A 17,517-nucleotide genomic window follows, 5' to 3' on the forward strand; every position below is an offset into this window, starting at 1 on the left:
CTCTCCCCCAAGAAAGCCCTTAGCGCTCGGTCATCGCGCGGTCGAAGGCGCGGTTCACCGGCTTGAAGAGATAGGACAGCACGCTGCGGCGCGCGGTCAGGATCTCGACGTCGCAGATCATACCCGGGACGATGGGCAGGCGCGCCCCGCCCTTCTCGATGAAGGAGCGGTCGGTCTCGATGACCACCGAATAATAGGCTTCGCGCTCGACCTCGTCGAAGATGCTGTCGGCGCTGACCTGCACCACGCGGCCGCGCATCCCGCCATAGATCGAGAAATCATAGGCCGTGACCTTCACATTGGCACGGTCGCCGACCTTCACGAAGGCCCGGTCGCTCGGCGAGATTTTTGCCTCGATCAGCAGCTTGTCGCCCACAGGCACGATCTGCATGATCTTTTCGCCCGCGTTGACGAAGCCGCCTTCAGTAGTGACCTGCACATCGTTGACGATACCGTCGGAGGGTGCGCGCAATTCGTTGCGGTCGCGACGGGCCGAGGCCCCGCGAATGCTCTGCTCGTTGACCGCGATGCGCGTGGCAATCTCGCTGCGTTCGGCAAGCGCCTGCTGGCGGAAGTCGGCACGCGCCTGGCTTAGATCCGCCTGCGCCTGGCTGATCGCGGCCGACGCCCGGCCCGCCGCCTGGCGCGCGGCCGAAAGACGGCCCTGCAGGTCAACGACCTCGCGCTGGGCCTGCAGCAAGTCGGTCTGCGGTACGATGTTCTTGGCTGCGAGCGGACGCAGCATGTCGACTTGCTCTCGCGCCAGCCTCAAGCTGCTTTCGAGGCTGGAAGCGGTCGCCTGCGCTTCGGAAAGATCGCGGCGGCGCTGCTCGACAGCCGAGGCCAGCGAGGCTTCGCGTGCCCGGGCGGTGTCGCGGCGTGCCTGCGCAAGCCGCGCTTCTTCCGCGCAGGGCGTGCCGGGTTCGCACCCCAGCGCGCCGCCGGAGGCCTCGGTGTCGAGGCGCTGCGCACGGGCCGAGAGCCGCTCGTTTTCTGTCTGCAACTCGCCCAGCGCCGAGGCGCTCTGCGAATCGTCGAGGCGGACGAGGAGGTCGCCCTTCTTCACGCTCTGCCCGCTGCGAACGAGGATCTCGGACACCACCGAAGGCTCGGCCGGCTGCACCAGCTGCGCCTTGCTCGACGGGATGACCGTGCCAACGCCGCGCGTGATCTGGTCGACCTGCGCCACGGCGGCCCAGGCGAAGAGCAGCGCCATGCCCACCGCCGCAGTGACGATCAGGCGGCGCGAGGCGGTCATCATGTTCCAGCGCTGGAAAACACTCATTGCTCTTGCTCCGAAACCTCTGCGGGGGCAACTTCATCGGCGATGAGCGCGCCTTGCGAGGAAAGCGTGTTGCGATAGCCGGCGCTGGCCTCGACCGGATCGGGAATGGTCAGGCGCCAGGTCTTGGTCGTGTCGATCCGTCCGCCGACATCGGCCTTGGCGTGGCGGTCGGTGACGTCGGGTACGACGGTAAGACCGGGTATGTAGGTGGGCTCTGCCACGCGCGCCACACGCTCTTCGGTGTCATCGGCAAGGAAGCGTGCGAAGTCGACCTGTGGCTTGAACTCGCGGCCGGCCCAATTGCCGTAGAAACTTGCCGCGCGGCCGGGCGAACCGGGGAAGCGGTAGAAGATGTGCCGACCGATGGTGGCGAGCTTGCCCATCTTGAACGCCCAGTAGGGGACGACATAGTCGGCGTGGTAATGGGTGGCGGTGCCCACCTCGGCCACTTCACGTCCGGCAAGGGCCTCGCGCGCGATCTGCTTCGACTGGCGCCAGAGATTGGCTTGCGGCGCACGCATCAGGGCGCCGTCGCAGGTGAAACTGAACTGGCAGACGGGCTGGTTCCAGCCCTGGTAGACCACGCCGCAGACGGTGTTGGGATAGGCCGGGTGCCGCACGCGGTTGAGAACCACCTGCGCCACCGCGCGCTGGCCCTGTTCGGGCTCCAGAGCGGCTTCGTAATAGACCGCCTGCGCAAGGCACTCGCTCGCCGTACCATAGTGGCGCGAGGACATCGGGATGCCCGAGAAACCGCCCGCGCGCTCGATCCGCCCGGCCAATGTCGGGATGGCGAGGTTGCGTGCGAGCGCACCGCCCTCGTCGATCTCGACCAGCGTGCTTTCCGCCTCGGTGGAAGTCGTCATGTCGGCAAGGTCGGCCTGCATTTCGGGCGCGAGCTTGGCCATGGCGATAGCCTTATCCTGCGGCATCAGCAGCGAGGACGTGCCGATCAGGAAGCTGGTCGCCACGAGGAAGGCATAGCCCCAAGCGCGGCGGATGCGGGTGACGGCGGCCTTGCTCACGACACGCCTCCGCGCGAGGCGCCGGCCTTCGCGAGCACTTCCTTGATCGGGCCATCGGCGGCCACCCGGCCCTTGTCGAGCACGATCAGGCGATTGCAGATCGCGAAGAGCGCGGGGCGGTGGGTCGAGATGACCAGCGTCTGCTCGGGGCGCATCGCGCCCGACAGCCGTTCGACGAACATCTTCTCCGTCTCGCTGTCCATCGCGCCGGTCGGTTCGTCTAGGAACAGCAGCTCGCGCGGCTCTACCAGCGCGCGGGCGAGCGAGAGGAAGCTGCGCTGGCCGCCGGAAAGCTGGCGTCCGTCTTCGCCGACCGAACGGTCGAACCCGCCTGCATCGCGGCTGAGGAACTGGTCGGCTCCGGTCGAGCGCATGGCTTCGAGCAGCGCCTCCTCCGAAAGGCCCATGCGGCCGAGCGTAAGGTTGTCACGCACCGACCCCGAAAACAGCGCCGCGTCCTGCCCCACGAAGCCCAGGGCCTCGCGAAGCTGGTGCGGTCGGTACTGGCGGCTGTCGATGCCGTTGACTATCATCGCGCCCTTGCTCGGCGCGTAGAGGCCGCATAGCAGGCGGCCGAAGGTCGACTTGCCCGAGGCCACGCGGCCCACGATGGCGATCCGCTCGCCCGGCTCAATGGTGAGGTTGAGGCCGGTCAGCGCGGCAGGCGCTTCCTCGGCATAGCGGAATTCGGCATCTTCGAAGACGATGCGCGGACGCGTGATCGCAGCCGGCGCCACGCTCGCGCCAAGCTTGCGCTCGTCCGAGCCTTCGAACATCCGTTCGATGCTGGCGAGCGTTTCCTTCGCCTGCCGTCCGCGGGTCAGCAGGAAGGCGATCTGGCCAGCCGGGGCAAGCGAGCGCGAGGCGAGCATGACGATGGCGATGATCGCGCCCATGGTGATCTCGCCCGCCGCGAAGAGATAATAACCGCCGATGATCAGCGCGACGGTCGAGATCTGCTGGAACACCTGCGCGAGGCTGACTGCGACCGAGTTGATGTTGCGCAGGCGCAGCTGCGAATGGCCGCCGATATCGGCGAGGCGATGCCAGCGCGAGAGCATGCCGCCTTCCCCGCCCATGGCTTTCAGCGTTTCCGCACCGGTCAGCGATTCCACCAGCAGGGTCTGCTGCAATCCGTAATCGGCTTGCGCGTCCTGCGAGGCCTCGACCACCTTTTTCTGCAGGATGAAACCGGCGATCGCCATGGCGGCGATGATGGTCAGCGGCACCAGCGCGAGCCAGCCCGCGATGATGGCGATGACCGCCACGAAGACCACGAGAAAGACCACGTCGACCACCAGCACGACCGAGGTTGAGGCGAAGAAATCGCGCACGGTCTGGTATTCGGTGACGCGCGCCGCCATCGAGCCGGTGTGTCCCTTGCGCTCGGCGAGCGGCATGGCGAGCAGGCGGGAGAAGATTTTCTGGCTCAGCTTGAGATCAAGCCGCTGGGCGATCTCGTCGACGATGCCGGTGCGCGCGCGGCGCAGGGCGAATTCCAGCGCGAAGGCCAGCAGCACGCCGGTGCCGAGTACCCAGAGCGTTTCCTGCGCTTGGTTCGGAATCACCCGGTCATAGACGTTCATAGTGAAGATCGGCAGCGAGATCGCCAGCAGGTTCACCAGCAGCGAGGCGAGGATGACCGGCATGAAGGCGCTGCGTTCACGGCGCAGTTCGCCCCAGAACCAGTGGGTGCGGGCCTTGGCGTGCCAGGGTGCCTCGTCGGCGCGCATGCGGTCGGGATCGCCATAGACGGGCCACAGCGTGCCCTCGAAAGTCTCGCCGATATCGAGGCGCTTTTCCCAGCTCTCGGTGCCGGTTTCCGGGCGCCAGACGAGCAGTTCATCCTCTTGCGCCTCGAGGAGCAGGATGAACCCGCCCTCTTCCAGCGCGGCGATGGCCGGCAGAGTTTTTGCACTCGTAGGCAGGCGGCGCTGGCGCACGAGGTCGTGATGCAGCCCGGCGAGGTCAAGCGCGGCGGGTGCCTGGTGTGCGGGCAGCAGGCCTTCAGGGTTGCGGGGAAGCTGGGCGAGCGTGCTGCGCGCGAACGGCAGGCCGTATCGCTTCGCTGCTTCACCAATGCAATCGACGAGCGGGTCCAGGACCCGCCCGTCGATCTGTTTAGCCCTTGCTTGTTCCATAGCCCTCGAAGGCCCTTTGCGCTTGCGTCTAGTCTCCGTCGACGCGGCGCTGCAGTTCGGCTTCGACCGGCGGGCCGTAATCGAACCGTGCGCGTTCCTGTTCACCGGCTCCGGCACCCGGAGCGATGTTCAGTGCGTCGAGGAAGCGGTTGGTAGCAGCAAGCGTCTGGTACTGCGCGAACAATTGCGAGAACCGTGCCGTTTCGAGACGCACCTGCGTGTTGAAGCGCGTGTTCTGCGCATCGAGCACGTCGAGCAGCGAGCGGCGACCGATGTTGAACTGGCTGCGATAGCTCAGCAGGAGGTCGTCGCTGACCTGGCTCTGGCGGTCGAGCTGCTGCGTCACGCGGCGCTGCGTGTCGAGCTGCTGCCATGCGAGGCGGACGTCTTCTTCCGCTTCGCGCTGGCGATCGTGCAGGGCGTAGCGCGCAAGGCTGGCCTGGCGAATCGTTTCCTGCAGCTTGGCGCGGTTGATGCCGCCATCGAACACGTCCCAGCGCAGCACGACGCGGGCCTGAAGGTCGTTGGTCTCACCCTGAAAACCGTCGATATCCTCGCCCGTACGACCGCGGGCCTCGAGGCTGATGGTGGGCCAGAGGTCGCCCTCGGCCGAACCGACCAGTGCATTCGCAGCATCGACATCGGCCTGCGCTTCGCGAACCAGCGGGTTGTTCAGGCGGGCAAGGCCGACAGCGGTCGGCAGGTCGGCCGGCATGGCGCTCGAGAGATCGGGCGGCAGCGTGCCGACGTTGATGTCGAGACCGGTCAGGCGGCGCAGCGAGATATAGGCGTTCTGGAGTTCCAGATCGGCTTCCTCGTTGCGGACCAGCGCCGACTGCAACCGCTCTTCGGCCTGCTGCTGGTCGGCGATGGAGATCGAGCCCTCGTCGACACCGCGCGACAGGTCACCCACCAGCGTTTGGTGGAAAGCGGCGTTGTCACGCGCGGCGGCGGCCACGCGTTCCTGCAGCAGCACGTCCAGATACTGGCGCGCGATCTGGAGGGCGATGAATTCCGAACGCTCGACCACGCGCAGCGAGGCGCCGTCGACACGAGCCGCCTGGCGCAGCAATTCGCCGCGGCGACGACCGAAGTCGAACACGGTCCATTCGGCGTTGATGCCGGCTTCGAGCGGATAGAGCTCGTTATCGGAAATGCCGAGCGTACGGCGCGTCTGGTTTTCCAGGCGACGGACGCCCGCGCTCGCTTCGATGCCCACGCGCGGCAGGTAGAGGCCCTGCGCCTGGCGGCGTTCGAATTCGATCGCTTCCTTGTTGTACTGGGCCTGAAGGATGTCCGGGTTCGACTGCATGGCGATCGAGATCGCATCCTGCATCGAGACCGTATCGGCCGTGGCAGTCTGGGCGAAGGCTGCCGGAGCCGATCCTGCGAGCAGGAGCGCCGCGGCGGTGGCCAGGGTTGTCTTGCGCATTGTTCGTCCCCTCTCTTACTGGTTGACCAGGATTTCGACGCGGCGGTTCTGCAGCTCGCGTACGCCATCGGCGGTCGGCACGCGGGGCGTTTCTTCGCCCTTCGCCTGCGTGGTTATGGCCGCGCCCGAGATACCGCGGCTGGTCATGAGGCCTTCGATCGCATCGGCGCGGCGTTCGGACAGGCCCTGGTTATAGGCGTTGCTGCCCGCACGGTCGGTGTGGCCGACGACGGTGAAGCTGGTCCAGTTGCACGGTCCGGCGTTCTCGACGACATATTCCACCGTCTCGACAGCGTCCTGCTGCGGCGTGGCGGAATCGAATTCGAAGAAGATCAGGCCCGGCGCCTGCGCGGTGCAGACTTCGGGGCGCGGTGCCGGGGCTTCCGGCATCGGTGCGGCCACGCGGGCCTGCGGCGTGCGGTTCATCATGTCGTAGGCGAGCGCGCACTTCGACAGGCTGACTTCGTCCTTGGTGTTCGACTTGAGGTAACCGAGCGCGATCCCGCACTGGGCCTTGGCCTCGCTCGCCCAGATGTAGCGCGGGTCGTTGGCGGCGACGATGGCGCTGTTGTTGGTCATCGCCAGCGCGGCGTCGTAGCGCATCTGGACCGCATCGCGCAGCGTGTCCCCGTCCAGTGCCATCAGGTCATCTTGCGCGAAGGCCGCGGTGGGGGTGAGTCCCACTGCGGCTCCGGCCAACGCGAAAATCGCGGTTACTTTTTTCATTGCCAAGCCCCTTGTTGCTTAGATTTCATGGCGATTAAGCGGAAGCTGCTGCCAGCGCGGCGGCTTCGTCGTTCTGCTCCTGCGTCATCAGCGGTCCCCCGTGTGGGGTTAGGCCCGAATTGATGACATTGTCGAGAAGGCCCTCGGTCACGCTCATGGCGATAGCCGGAGCGTCGGTGGGTGCGAAGTGGTCGACGATGGCATCGACCTGCGCCTCGGCGTGGAGGTCGGCCAGGGCTTCACCCAGCGCGATTCCCTCGACGCGAGCCAGCGCGCCCTCGGCGATCTGTGCCGGAGCCTCGAGCATGAGCAGGGCTTCCATCGCGCCGCTTGCGTTGCCGTTGGCGAAGCCTTCGAAGACGCTCGGGCCACCTGCGAACTCATGCGCCGAAGCCATGTCGGCGATGAAGTCGGCAGCCTGAGCTTCGAACGCGGGAGCCGCGGCGAAGGAGGTGGCCGCAAGGCCGTCCATATCGCCCAGCAGATTGGCCATGCCGGCATCGAAGTCGAAGCCGCCGTCCATGTCGACCGTACCTTCGAAATTCGCCGCATAGGCCTCCGGCAGGTCCATCGGACGGATGTCGGGCGCCGGTGCAAACTCGAAATTAACCATCTCGTGTCCGGCGAAATCGGCGGCGGAGAAGGTCTGCGAAAGGTCCTGCTGGACCTGCGGCAGGGCAAGGCCGGTCGCCATGGCGGCGACGGTTGCCGTTTCGAGCGGACGCATGTCGATGCGCGAGCTTTCGAGGTTCTGCTTGGTCATGCCAGCGACCATGTCGTTGTCGTTGGCAAGCTCGGTGCTCAGCAGCGACTTCAACGCGGCCATTTGCGCCGGAGCGTTGGGATCGACGTCGATGGAGATCGTCGACACGGCGGTCGAGTCCCCGTCGGAGTCGGTCGCACTGACATCGAAATCAACGGTGAAGCCATCGGGCAGGATGTTCTGCGTGTAGCTCAGGTTGTCGAAGCGTGCGCCCTGACCCGAACCGCTGATCGCTTCGACCGTGAAGCGGTTGAAGGTATCGAGAACGCTCGGGTCGATGATGGCGACCGAGTTGTTGGCCGGCAGCGTACCGACGAACACCACTTCCGACGTCCCATCGGCATCGTTGTAGACGGTGATTTCATACACGGTCGAAGTGCTGCCGCGGTTCACCTGGAGCTCTGCGCTCGAGACATAGAGCGGATCGGTGAGCGGATCCTGGTCGCCCACAGCGCCCGCCGAGTGGAATTCCACCTCGAAGGCTTCGCCGTTGGCCACGAACTGGTTGTCGACACCAAAGCCCTGGCCGCCCGAGTTGACCCCGCGATTGGGATCCACCGCGTTGGGGTCGGAGAACTCGATGAAGCCATCGGGCGTCTCGAGGAACGGCGTCGGGCCGCCTGCGGACAGGCCGATCAGCGAAACCGTCGTGGTGGTGCCGGCATCCGGCTCGAGGAGCTGGAATTCGTAATTGCCTTCCACATCGACAGCGAACTGGAAGACCGGCGTGTTGCCGTCGGTCGTCGCGCCGACCAGCACTGCACCCTGTTCCATCACACCATCACCGTCGAGGTCGAGCATCGTCTGCGTGACCGTCTGATAGGTGATGCCGTCGAGTGCCGTTCCGGTGATCGCGAAGGACCCGTGTCCGTCGCCACCCGGCGAGTAGGAGAAGGTTCCTTCCGCGGTCGCGTTGTCCTCGTTCGGGATCGTCTGCGTGCCCGGCGTGAACGAGCCGATGATCGGGCTGTCGTCCTCGAACACCACGGTGATTGCCGTCGTGTTTGTGGTCGAAGTCGTGCCATCGTCTGCGGTGACCGGGATGACCAGCGAGGAGGTCAGAGCGTCTTCGACGTTGGCGGTCGGGTGGTCGATCTGCTGGAGCTGGTTGACCGTGAAGCTGCCGTCATCGGCGATCGTCACGGTGACAACCGGGTCATTCACATCGTTGGTATAGCCGACGAGTGTGGTGTCGTTGTCCTGCAGCGTCCACTGCACCGCAACGCCGCCCGAGCTGAGCGAGCCGACGGTCGGCAGGCCGAGCGTGACTTCCAGAGTGTCGCCATCGGTGTCGGACACATTTACCTGGCCGTTCGCCGTGTTCGAGTTGGTGGTGTCCTGCGGCGTGCCGACACTGTCGGGATTGCCACCGAGCAAGCCTTCGTCCGAAGTCGCCACCGCATCGGCGCCCACGACAGGTGCATCGTTGGTGCCGTTGATCGTGATTTCCAGCGTCGCGGTCGACGTGTCGCCGTCCGCATCGGTGATGGTGTAGGTGAAGGTGTCGGTCAGCGTGTCGCCCACACCCAGCCCCTGCACCGCCGAAAGGCCGTTGCTCAGCGTGTAGGTGTAATTTCCTTGCGCATCGATGGTCAGCGTACCGTAGCTGCCCGGTGTGTTGCCGCCGATGACGCCAGCTGCCGTGCCAACGATGGCCATGACCGCTCCGGCGCCGTCGGCACCGTAGCTGTCGGCACCCGCGGCGTTGCCGTCTTCACCGACGCCGGTGACGACATTGCCGCTGGCGCTGGTGTTGGTGTCTTCGGTGACCGCATCGGTGTCGTTGGCGGCCGAGGGGCCGTCGTCGCGGAATTCGATGGCGTTGCCGATGGCTGCGCTCTGCCAGACAAAGTCGCCATCGCCATCGGTCAGCGTGACCGTTGCGTCGACAAGGCCCGCCAGGTCGAGCGTATCGTCATGCTCGCCAGCCGAATTGTCGCCGTCTTCAAGGTGCTCGAGAGCGACATTCTGCTCCAGCGTGACCGTGCCGTTGGCGTTGATCGTCAGCGTGAAGGCCGTGAGATCGTTAGCGCCGTCGTTATAGACGCCGGTGATGACGTTCGGCGTGTTCGCATCCTGCACGAGGGTGATCGGGTAATCGCCCTGCGCCGTCTGCAGGCCGGTCGCGGCCTGGGTGATGTCGAGCGTGTAGACGACCGAATTGGCCGCTGCCGCGCCGTCCGTGCCGAAATCGCCAGTGTAGCTGATGATTGCCGCAGCGCTGGTGTCGGAGATCGGGAAGCCGGCCGGGCTACCCGCATCGGTTTCGTCGACCTCGACGCTGCTGTTTACGGCAACGTTGGTGATCGCCGGGCCATCGTCCTCGAAGGCGATGATGCCGCCGATGTCGATGGCTGCCGACTGGGCCGTGTCGCCGTCGCCGTCCTGCGCCGTGACCACCGCGTTAAGCGCGCCGGCCGCCAGGGTTTCGGGCGTCAGCGCTTCATCCGCATCGAGCGGATCGTCATGCTGGACCGAAAGGTACTGTTCGACCGAGACGACGCCCGTCGCCGGGTCGATCTCGACCGCGAAGGCTGCAGTGTTCGTGCCGTCGACCACGCCGACTACGACCGTGTCGCTGACGGCCACCAGGGTAATCGCCGTACCGTCGGTGGTGGAGACGCCTGAAGCGCCGCCATTGCCCACGGTCAGGCTGTAGGTCAGCCCGCCGCCGTTGACGTTGGAGTCCGCACCGAAATCGGCGATGACGGAGAGCACGTTGGTGCCCGAAGTCGAACCGATCAGGGTCGGCGAACCGCTGACGTCGCTGTCGCTGCCCTGCGTGTAGGTCGCGCCGAGATCGATGCTGCCGGCTGCGGCAACAAGGTCCGTCTCGTCGACCACGACCGAGGCACCGCCTGCCAGCGTCGCGCTGACGGTCGGACCGTCATCGAGGATCTGGAACGCGCCGCCGATATCAGCAGTGGCCGAGGCCGTGTCGCCATCGCTGTCGACGATGGTCGCCGTCAGCGTGATGAGATCGGCCGCCCAGCCCGGAACCGGCTCGGCGTCGTTGTGATCAGTGGTGATGTCGTGCTGGACGGCACGCAGCTGGTCGAACTCGACGCTGCCGGTGCTGTCGACCGTGATGGTGAAAACCAGGTCTCCGCCGAGCGCGGTGCGGCCTTCGACGACGCCGTTGTTCATGCCGAGGACGACCGCTTCGCCCGACAGCGTGTCGGTCAGGCCGGTGGCCGTGCCGTTCAGAGCCAGCGCGTAGCTGACCGGCGTGCCCGGATTGTCGGCGTTGAAGTCCGAGGTGAACAGGGTCGAGAAGTCGGCCGTCGCATCGGTATCGAAATCGGTTTCGTCGACGCTGAGGCTGTCGGCGGCCGGATCGGTTGCGCTGATGCTGGGCAGGTCGTCCGAGACCGAGACGCTGACCGTCGCGCTGGCGGTGTCGCCGTCGATATCGGTCGCGATGACGTCGACATCGCCGAGATCTGCGAGATCATCGACACTGATGGTCGGGTGATCGTCGTAATTGTCGTTGAGCGTCGCCGTGACGGTCGCAACATTGTTGGTGACCGAGAGATCGAGCGTGACGACCAGGCGTCCGCCGTCCGAACCGGTGATCTGCGTGTCGCTGACGCGGGTCCAGGTCAGGCCGCCATCGAGGGCACCGATGCCGCCGAAGACGATCGAGGCGATATCGTCCGAGCCTTCGGTGAACGTGATCGTGTCGCTATCGGTGGTCGCACCCGGGGTGGAGCCGTCGGCCAGGTTCTGGTCGTCGACGGTCAGCGAGATGTCGGGACCCGCCATCGGATCGGCACCATCGGTGATGCGGATCGGCTGGGTGGCGGTGTCGAAATCGCCGTCGCCATCGGTCAGCGTGTAGCTGAAGTCGGCGACGATCAGACCGTTCGTCTGGTTGAGGTTCGGGTTGGGATCGAAGGTCCAGTCACCGTTCGACTGGATGGTGTAGGTGCCGTTGGTCGTGATGACCGTGGCTTCGCCGTTCACCAGCTCGGTGGTGATGCCGCCGACGGTGATAGCCGTGACCATCGCGCCGTCCGCACCCTCGGTGTCGGGCGTGCCGTCGGTCATGACGTTGCCGCCGATGGCAGCCGCGTCTTCGGCGACATTGACCTGCGCCTGGTCGGTCGCAGTCGGGATGTCGTCGATGATGTTGACGACGATCGTGTCCGAACCGATCAGATTGCCCGAAGTGTCGCGCACTTCGTAGTTGAAGCTTTCCGCGCCGAGCACGGTGTTGGTGCTATTCTCATCGACCATGTCGGTGAAGGCGGTGTCGAGCGTGTAGGTGTAGGCGCCGGTCTCGGTGTTCAGCACGATCGTGCCGTAGGTGCCGTCGATCTGCACTTCGTTCGCGCCCGGACCTGCCACCGCGCCGTTGAGCGAGAAGGTGAAGGGACCGGTTGCGTCGGTGACCGTAATCTGGCCGTCGGCATCGATTTCGCTGTCGGACGCCGCGTCGCTGCCGGTAGCAAGTCCGGCTTCGTTCACCAGCACATCGTTGTCGGCGACATTGCCGGCAACGTTGGTGATGGCGATGTCGAGCGTTGCCTCGGCGATGTCGCCGTCGGCATCGATGATGCGATAGGTGAAGCTGTCGGTGACATCCGCATTGGTGGCGTTGGCGAAGCTTTCGTAGCTGTAGCCGCCATCCGCAAAGACGGTCAGTTCGCCATAGAGGCCGGTCACCACGAAGGGCGCACCGTTGTCGCTGCCGCCTGCGCCGCTCACGTCGAGGATGGTGAGCGAGCCGTCGGCGCCGTTCACGTCGACACCGAAGCCATCGTCATCGGTCAGCAGGTTGCCCGCAGTCGTCATGCCTTCGACAACCGCGTTAGTGTTGTCGGTGGCCGTCGGGGCGTCGTCGTCGAAGGTGATGTCGAGCGTTGCGGTGGCGGTCTCGCCCTCGCTGTCGGCGACGGTGAAACCGATGCTGGCGAGCGCGTCGTTTTCATCCATGCCATCGGCGTGGAGGACGTTCTGCAGCAGCGTGACGGTGTAGGTGCCGGTGGCCGTATCGGTGATCTCGACGGTGAAGATTTCGCCGCGAGCGCTCGATGCGGTCAGCGTGGTGCCGACGACCGAGTAAGTGACCATTTCGGCGCCCAGCATCGCGGTCGAACCGTCGAGGGCGGCGTCGAAGCCGATCGTTGCCGGAGTGTCGTTACCGACATCGAAGCTCAGCGTCCCGTTGAAGACGCTCTCGTCGGCCATGCCGGTGTCGAGGTCGCCCGTGACGGAGTCCGGGTTGCCAGCAGGCAGGCCGTCGTCATCGACAGCCGCAGTGACGGTGGCGCCGCTCGGCTCGCTGTCGGGCTGGAGCGTGACCGTGACCGAGGCGGTCGAGCTGTCGCCGTCTTGGTCCACGATCGTGTAGGTGAAGCTGTCGGTCAGTCCGCCGTTCGAACCGGCGCCTGCGACCGGCGTGTAGGTGAAGAGGCCGGTGGTGGCGTCATAAGTGACAGTGCCCTGCGTGGGCTGGGTTGCCACGAACACATCGGCAACGTCGGTGGTGTCGACGCCATCGGCGCCGAACACGTCGTTGGCGAGCGCGTCGATGGTGATCGAGGCGTTCTCTGCCGCCTGGGTGGCCGTATCGTTCACAGCGGTCGGCACGTCGTCGATGACTTCGATGTCGAGCGAGGCGCTGTCCTGCGAACCGTCGGTATCGGTTGCGACGACTTCGAGGCTGTCGATCAGCGAGTCTTGGCCCGCGACGTCATGCACCAGCGTGTTGTCGGAAAGCGTGTATTCGTAGGTGACGGTCGCATCGACCACGTCGCCATTGGCGTCGAACACCGGGGTGACGCCGGTGATGCGCACCGTGCCATAGGCGCCGGGGATCTCGATCGGGTAGGTTTCACCGCCACCCCAGACCTGCACGCCGCCCACGGTGAGCACGCTCAGGCCGTCCGGGCTGTCGACCGTGAACTGGCCGCTCTGCGTGAGAGCACCGGCATCGGGCGAGGAGCCGTCGGCCAGATCGTCTTCGTCCACCGTCAGTTCGGGCGTCTCGAGGTCGAGGCCGTTGATGGTGACGATATCGTCCGCGCCGTTGATGGTGACGGTCAGCGTGGTGACGCTGGTGTCGCCGTCGCCATCTGTCAGCGTGTAGGTGAAGACTTCGGTCAGGCTCTCGGTCGCGTCGAGGCCCTGGACGAACGCGTTCGTGTTATCGAGCGTGTAGGTATAGCTGCCGTCCGCGTTGAGAACGAGCGAGCCATAGGCACCGGCGGTCGCGCCATCGACCGTTCCGGCCATGCCGCCGAATTCGACGGCGGTCACGGTTGCGCCGTCGGCACCGGTGGTGTCGGCGCCCATGTCGCCATTGGCTTCGGCGTTGGTTATGACGTTGCCATCGGCAGTCAGCGGGCCGTCCTCGGTCACGCTGTCGGTATCGGCAACTGCGGTCGGCACGTCGTCGACGATGGCAATGTCGAGATTGCCGCTGGCGATGTCGCCATCCTGGTCGGTCACGACCACGGCGAAGCTGTCGAAGGTGTTGTCGCCGCTGGTGTTGGTGGTGAGCTCGTAGCTGTAGCCGATCGCGCCTTCGGCAATCGAGGTGATCGTCAGCGTGCCGAAGCTGCCGGTGATCGTCTGGCCGACCGTGGTCACGGCCTGGCCGTCGATGGTCACCGTGGCCGGGCCGTCGGGCGCGTCATAAGTGAAGGTGCCGCTGGTAAGCTCGCTGTCGCTGGCTGCGTCCGAACCGGCGGGCAGGCCGGCTTCGTCGACCAGCGTGCCGTCGCCGCCGACGACCGGCAGATCGAGAACGACCGGGCTGTCGGCAATCGCGATCACGAGGTTGGCGGTAGCCGTGTCGCCGTCGCCATCGGTGATGGTGTAGCTGAAGGTGTCGGAGACGCCGCCGTCCGTGCCCGGATTGCGGGTGTAGGTGTAGCTGCCATCGGCTTCGATGGTGAGCGTGCCGTATTCGCCCTGGATCGTGTCGCCTGCCGCGCCCGTGCCGTTCGCGCCGGTGAAGGAGGTGACATCGGCATCATCGGCACCGACGGTGTCGTTGGCGATGACATTGCCGGTGACCGGGCCGTATTCGCCGGCAGCGATGCTGTTGGCGTCGTCGGCTGCGGCAGGGTTGTCGTCGACGATGGTGAGCACCAACGTCGTTTGTGCGCTGTCGCCGTCGCTGTCGGTGACCACCAGAGTGAAATCGTCGGTGCTCGGATCGGTCAGCGTGTTGTCGGTGAGTTCGTAGCTGTAGCCATACTGGCCGTCGGTCAGCGTAACGGTCAGCACACCGCTTGCCGTGGTGACCGTGCCGCCGCCGGTGACATCGACGCCGTTGATGACGAGCGAAGCGACGGTGTCGCCGCCGGTCGCGATGGTGATGGCGCCGGTGGCGAATTCGCCGTCGCTGGCCTCGTTCGAACCGGCCGGCTCGCCGTCGCGGGCCGCCAGCGCTTCTTCGAAGACGGTGTCTTCGCCGCTCACGCCGATTTCGGGCGTCGAGTCGGGCTGCAGCGTGATGGTGACCGTCGCGGTCGCGGTGTCGCCGTCACCGTCGGTGATGGTGTAGTCGAAGGTGACCGGCGCTTCCTCGCCCGGAGCGGGCGCGTAGGTGAAGGTGCCGTCGCCATTGTAGGTGAGCGTGCCGCCGCCCGAGAGCGAGCCGTCGACAACGGCCACACCGGTGGCAAGATCGACGCCGTCGGCGCCGGGCGTGTCGTTGTCGATCACATCGACGGTGATCGAGGCGTTTTCGCTGCCCTGGGCGGCGAAATCGTCCAGCGCCTCGGGCGTGTCGTCGACGATGGTGATGACGAGATCGTCTTCGGCGGTGTCGCCGTCGAGATCGGTGATGACGATCGGGAAATCGACCGTGGTGCCGTCGGTATCGCCCGTGTTGTCGGTTAGCTCGTAGACATAGGTGATCGTGCCTTCACCGGTCACCGGATCATACGTGTAGCCGGTTACGGTGAGCGTGCCGGTTTCGTCGCTGACGACGACCTGCGGAAGGTTGTCGGGATCGACCACCGTGCCGCCGATGGTCACCGAGCCGACGCCATCGGGCGAGCGGAATGTAATCACGCCGGTAGCGGTTTCGGTGTCGCCGTCGAAGTCCGAACCCTGCGGTTCGTCGTCGCGCGTACCGGTGGTCGGCGGCAGCTGGCCTTCGTCGACCACGGTGGCGTCGTCGCCGGTCGGGACGTCGGTCACCGCATCGGGCGCGTCGCCGATGTTGATGGTCAGCGTTGCGGTGCTGGTGCTGCCGTCGCTGTCGACAATGGTGTAATCGAAAGTCTCGCTCACACCGCCCGGCGTGTTGACGAAGCGGGTGTAGCTGTAAGTGCCGTCGGCGTTGAGGGTCAGCTCGCCATATTCGCCAACGAGCGTGTCGCCAGGCTGGGCCGAGCCGCCGGCGTTGGAGAACCCGGACACGGCGCCTTCGGCGGCATAGCTGTCGGCACCCGATTCGTCGTTCACCAGCACATCGCCGGTGATCGGGCCATGCGTTCCGGCGGCCACTTCACCCGTATCATCGCGGGCGATCGGTGCGTCGTCGATGACATTGATCTGCAGCGTTGCGTCCGCACGGTCGCCATCGGTGTCGATGACGGTCATGACGAAGGAGCCGTCAAGGCCACCGCCGACCATGTTGTCGCCCAGCGTGTAGCTGAAGCCGATCTCGCCATTCGCCAGGTCGATGCTGGTGATGGTGAGCGTACCCATCGCGCCTTCGAAGGTCTGACCGATTTCGGTGATGGCCACGCCGTTGATGAGAACGGAAGCGACGCCGTCCGGCGCGTTGAAAACGATGGTGCCGGTCGCGGTTTCGCTGTTCGTTGCCTCGCGCGTACCTTCCGCTTCGGCGACGCCGTCGACCGTGCGTGCGGGCAGGCCGTCTTCATCGACGGTGGCGATGGCGTTGATGACACCGATCGGATTGTCCGGCGTTTCGATCACGATGACGGGGTCTTCCTCGACATCGTAGGGGATGATCTCGCGCTCTTCGGGCTGCGGGAACTGCAGCTCGGTGTAGGGCAGCAGGTTGCCGATCGCATAAGCTGCCTGGATGTTGCCCGGATCGACTTCGAAATTGCCGCCCGAGCTCTGCGGGTCGCCAGCGGCCGGCTGCGGTTCGTTGCCGGTGAGCAGGGCGGCGAGGTTGGCGGCAGGGACGGTAACGCCATCGACGACGATCTGCGGCACGATGATCGCGCCTTCGGGAATGATGATGCGCGAGCCGTCTTCCATCACGATGACGAGATCGCGGCCCTGAACACTCAGGTCGTCGAGCGAGATGCCGGCGGGGAGTTCGACCACTCCGTTCGCATCGGGCTGAAGGATGACATCGCCGCTGCGCGCTGCGCGGGTCGACGCGTTATCGGCCTGCGTGTCGGCAGCCTGGTTTTCGCTGTTATCCGTGCCAGCGAAGTCGTTGCGCGTTTCGAAGCTGTCCATGTCATCCGTCCTTGCTCCGCCGGGTGGAAGGAAGATCCTTCCGGTGCGGACAGTGGGCGGATGAGGAGCCGATCAGATCGGCCGTGGGCCTCTTATGCGGCTTGGCAATAGGCCGTTGCCTGAAGAGGTCATCCGTACTGTCTCGCGGTCCCGACTTGTTGTCCTGCCCCCCAAGGCGACTCAGCCAAGGGAATGTATGTCGTTGCAATTGAAGTAACCTTCGGAGCACACTCTATGCAATCGAATTAACGTTCTCTTCATGGTGCACACGAGGTCAATCGGGCCGCATATGACTGCTTTTCTACCCTAAAATGCTGATTTTGCTTGATAGTATGACCGCCTCCCGTTTTGGGACAGCGAGTCATGAGCGGAGGAGGCAGTGGCCGGTGGAGATACCCGCTTTACCATTTAAGCACAGGCGAATCGCAGCATCGGACGCCGTGGGACATGCAAATCCGGAAGGCGATTCCCCCTTGGAATTCATTCCAATGAAACGATTCGCTGCGAATCGGCCACGCAGTGCGCGCCAAATGTCACAATCGGCCAGGAAATTAACCTTGCCCCTTAACATCCCCAACACGTAAATCGCTGTTTTTAGAAGATACTTTTTATTGGTTGCAAGAAAGTTGACCCCAAGCTGCAATTCAGCGAACTTCTAAGGGCTTCGAAGGGAGCCAGCGTGCAACGATCGGCGCAAGGGCCGATAATAATAATCGGGCCGCGCCGGTTCCACACTACCC

At 65.2% G+C, this 17,517-nt stretch carries 6 protein-coding genes; all 6 read right to left on the reverse strand.

All coding sequences use genetic code 11. From position 1 onward, the window contains the following. Positions 1–19: 19 nt before the first annotated feature. From K3148_RS04065 to K3148_RS04090, 6 genes are read right to left on the reverse strand one after another with little or no spacing between them, the layout of a single operon-like run. A complete protein-coding gene (locus tag K3148_RS04065) occupies positions 20–1,285 on the reverse strand; it encodes an HlyD family type I secretion periplasmic adaptor subunit (RefSeq protein WP_221426043.1) in 1,266 nt (421 codons plus the stop codon). Further along, a complete protein-coding gene (locus K3148_RS04070) occupies positions 1,282–2,310 on the reverse strand; it encodes a cell wall hydrolase (RefSeq protein WP_247711636.1) in 1,029 nt (342 codons plus the stop codon). The genes K3148_RS04065 and K3148_RS04070 overlap by 4 nt, the downstream gene beginning before the upstream one ends. Then, the gene (locus K3148_RS04075) at positions 2,307–4,451 is read right to left on the reverse strand and encodes a type I secretion system permease/ATPase (RefSeq protein ID WP_221426044.1); all 2,145 of its coding nucleotides are present in this window, start codon (positions 4,449–4,451) and stop codon (positions 2,307–2,309) included. Before K3148_RS04075 ends, K3148_RS04070 begins: the two co-directional genes overlap by 4 nt. 28 nt (positions 4,452–4,479) lie before the next feature. Beyond that, entirely contained in the window at positions 4,480–5,883 is a 1,404-nt protein-coding gene (locus K3148_RS04080) for a TolC family protein (RefSeq protein WP_221426045.1), read from the reverse strand. 15 nt (positions 5,884–5,898) lie between these two features. Continuing rightward, complete coding sequence (locus K3148_RS04085) at positions 5,899–6,609, reverse strand: OmpA family protein (RefSeq protein WP_221426046.1); 711 nt, start codon at positions 6,607–6,609, stop codon at positions 5,899–5,901. Between the two features lie 34 nt (positions 6,610–6,643). Beyond that, positions 6,644–16,777, reverse strand: a complete 10,134-nt coding sequence (locus K3148_RS04090; protein ID WP_221426047.1) for a DUF5801 repeats-in-toxin domain-containing protein — start codon at positions 16,775–16,777, stop codon at positions 6,644–6,646. Positions 16,778–17,517: the final 740 nt, after the last annotated feature.

The organism is Qipengyuania aurantiaca (genome assembly GCF_019711375.1).
Taxonomy (GTDB): domain Bacteria; phylum Pseudomonadota; class Alphaproteobacteria; order Sphingomonadales; family Sphingomonadaceae; genus Qipengyuania; species Qipengyuania aurantiaca.

What these genes read in the sequence shown, in the direction of transcription:
- K3148_RS04090 (WP_221426047.1), bottom strand. Translation starts at nt 16,777, where the DNA reads ATGGACAGCTTCGAAACGCGCAACGACTTCGCTGGCACGGATAACAGC.
- K3148_RS04065 (WP_221426043.1), bottom strand. Translation starts at nt 1,285, where the DNA reads ATGAGTGTTTTCCAGCGCTGGAACATGATGACCGCCTCGCGCCGCCTG.
- K3148_RS04075 (WP_221426044.1), bottom strand. Translation starts at nt 4,451, where the DNA reads ATGGAACAAGCAAGGGCTAAACAGATCGACGGGCGGGTCCTGGACCCG.
- K3148_RS04085 (WP_221426046.1), bottom strand. Translation starts at nt 6,609, where the DNA reads ATGAAAAAAGTAACCGCGATTTTCGCGTTGGCCGGAGCCGCAGTGGGA.
- K3148_RS04080 (WP_221426045.1), bottom strand. Translation starts at nt 5,883, where the DNA reads ATGCGCAAGACAACCCTGGCCACCGCCGCGGCGCTCCTGCTCGCAGGA.